Here is a 2,584-nt window from a genome sequence, read left to right as displayed (position 1 = left end):
GCGAGCAGCCGGTCGAACAGGGCGCCGGCAGCGGCCTCCTCGGCGGGGGTGAAGAACCGCAGGTCCGGCTGGCGGGCGAGGCGGCCGACGACGGTGGCGGCGGTGGCCGGGTCCCAGTCGGGGACCCGGTCGAGGACGTCGAAGTCCGGGAAGCGGCGGCCGCTCTCCCCCGACGGGACGCGGCGGCCGGTCGGCAGGTGCTGTCCTCCCACGGCTCACCTCTCCCGGCGCAGCACGGAGGCGAGCAGGCCCATGCCGCCGACCACGGTGACCAGCAGCGGGGCGAACAGCGGCGGCCCGGTCTCGATGTTGAAGCGGGCCATCGACCAGCCGCCGGGCTTCTGCGCGATGCCGCGGACGTGCAGCCAGGTGCCCTGCAGCCCGTTGGCGACGACGGCCGCGGAGACCACCGGCAGCACGGTGTGCGCGGCGCGTTCGCTGCGGAAGCCGGCGATGCCGGCCGCGGCGCCGAGCGGGCCCAGCGCGACGGGCCACCACATCATCCGGTTGCCGAAGCCGGCCCGGTCGTGCTCCAGGTAGATCTCCGCAGCGGTGATCAGCGCGCCCGCGGAGGTCAGCAGCGACAGCGACCGTTCGAAGCGGCCGTGCCGCACGTTCGCCACCAGCCGCGCCAGGGCGGACGGCGGGTCCGTTCGGCGGGTGCGCACCGGATTCACCCCTTCCCCCGGCCGGGCAGGAACTCCTGGATCTTGGCCTTGACGCCCTGCTTCACCACCGCGGCGCGGTCGCTGTCGCCGTGCATCACGGCGGAGGCGGCGGACGTGATCTGGTCCCAGCTGGCGTGCGGCGGGATCGGCGGGACGGCGGGGTCGGTGCGGAAGTCGATGACGAACGGCCGGTCGGCGGCGAGGGCCTGACGCCACACCGGTTCCACGTCCTCGGGCTGCTCGACGCGCACGCCGTGCAGGCCGAGCAGCACCGCGATGTCGGCGTAGCGGACGTCCGGGATGCTCTGCGAGGCCTCGAACTGGGGGGCGCCCTGCATGGCGCGCATCTCCCACGTGACCTGGTTGAGGTCGTGGTTGTTGAGGACGGCGACGACCAGCCGCGGGTCCGACCACTCCTGGTAGTACTTGGCGGCGGTGATCAGCTCGGCGAGGCCGTTCATCTGCATGGCGCCGTCGCCGACGATCGCGATCGCCGGCCGGTCGGGGTGGGCGAACTTCGCGCCGATCGCGTACGGCACACCGGGCCCCATGGTGGCGAGGGTGCCGGAGAGCGAGCCGCGCATGGTGCCGCGCATCCGCAGGTGCCGGGCGTACCAGTTGGCGGCGGAGCCGGAGTCGGCGGCGACGATCGCGTCCTCGGGCAGCAGGGCGTCGAGGGCGTGCACCACGTGCTCCGGGTTGAGCGGGTCGGCGGACACCTCGGCCCGGCGCTGCATCACCTCCCACCAGCGGGCGGTGTTCTCCTCGACGGTCTTGCGCCAGCTGCGGTCCTCCTTGCGCTCCAGCATGGGGATCAGCCGGCGCAGGGTCTCGGCGGCGTCGCCGACCAGGTTGGCCTCGAAGGGGTAGCGCAGGCCGACCATCGACGGGTCGATTTCGATCTGCACCGCCCTGGCCTGGTCGAACTCCGGCAGGAACTGGGTGTACGGGAAGCTGGAGCCGACCACCAGCAGGGTGTCGCAGTCCCGCATCAGCTCGTAGGACGGGCGGGTGCCGAGCAGGCCGATCGAGCCGGTGACGTACACCAGGGTGTCCGGCAGCACGTCCTTGCCGAGCAGGGCCTTGGCGACGCCGGCGCCGAGCAGTTCGGCGGTCTCCTCGACCTCGGCGCGGGCGTGCCGGGCACCCTGCCCGACCAGCATCGCGACCTTCTCGCCGGCGTTGAGGATCTCCGCCGCCCGGGCGAGGTCCTCCTCGGCGGGGATCGGCGCCCAGCGGCCGACACCGAGGCTGGAGGGCACCTGCTTGAAGGCGTGCGCGGGCGGTTCCCAGTCCAGCTCCTGCACGTCCGCCGGGATGATCACGGCGGTGACGGTGCGCCGCGCCGTTGCCACCCGCATCGCCCGGTCCAGCACGTTCGGCAGTTGCCCGGGGACGGTGACCATCTCGCAGAACTCGGAGGCCACGTCCTTGTAGAGGCTCAGCAGGTCGACCTCCTGCTGGTAGGAGCCGCCCATCGCGCTGCGGTCGGTCTGGCCGACGATCGCCACCACCGGGACGTGGTCGAGCCGGGCGTCGTACAGGCCGTTCAGCAGGTGGATGGCGCCGGGCCCGGAGGTGGCCGCGCACACGCCCGTCCGGCCGGAGAACTTCGCGTAGCCGACGGCCTCGAAGGCGGCCATCTCCTCGTGCCGGGCCTGGACGAACCGCGGACGGTCCTCGGCCCGGCCCCAGGCGGCGAGGATCCCGTTGATTCCGTCGCCGGGGTAGGCGAAGACGTACTCCACCTCCCATTCCCGGAGGCGTTGCAGTACGTAGTCGGAGACCTTCATCGGCCGGCTCCTCCTCTGGCTCGGGCGAGGAGCGGTGCACCCCTCTGAGGGCGGCTAACCGCTGTGACGGCGGCAAAACCCGTACGGTCGCCGCCGGCCGCCGCACGGCACGGGTGCGGCGGG

The 2,584-nt window shown here is 73.1% G+C and carries 3 protein-coding genes; all 3 read right to left on the bottom strand.

What is annotated here, in order from left to right; genetic code table 11:
• The coding region (locus ABZ641_RS32630) for a hypothetical protein (RefSeq protein WP_359987712.1) at positions 1-212 on the bottom strand (212 nt) is incomplete at its 3' end.
• Between the two features lie 3 nt (positions 213-215).
• Entirely contained in the window at positions 216-668 is a 453-nt protein-coding gene (locus ABZ641_RS32625; protein ID WP_344624870.1) for a hypothetical protein, read from the bottom strand.
• A gap of 5 nt (positions 669-673) precedes the next feature.
• Positions 674-2,461, bottom strand: a complete 1,788-nt coding sequence (locus tag ABZ641_RS32620; protein ID WP_359987709.1) for a thiamine pyrophosphate-requiring protein — start codon at positions 2,459-2,461, stop codon at positions 674-676.
• Positions 2,462-2,584: the final 123 nt, after the last annotated feature.

The organism is Kitasatospora sp. NPDC007106, from assembly GCF_040634455.1.
In the GTDB taxonomy this organism is placed as follows: Bacteria; Actinomycetota; Actinomycetes; order Streptomycetales; family Streptomycetaceae; genus Kitasatospora; species Kitasatospora arboriphila.
The sequence above is the reverse complement of the archived record's forward strand: the minus strand, read 5'-3'. Positions and strand labels throughout refer to the sequence as shown.

Coding starts and splice junctions, on each gene's coding strand:
- ABZ641_RS32620 (WP_359987709.1), bottom strand. CDS start 2,461: ATGAAGGTCTCCGACTACGTACTGCAACGCCTCCGGGAATGGGAGGTG.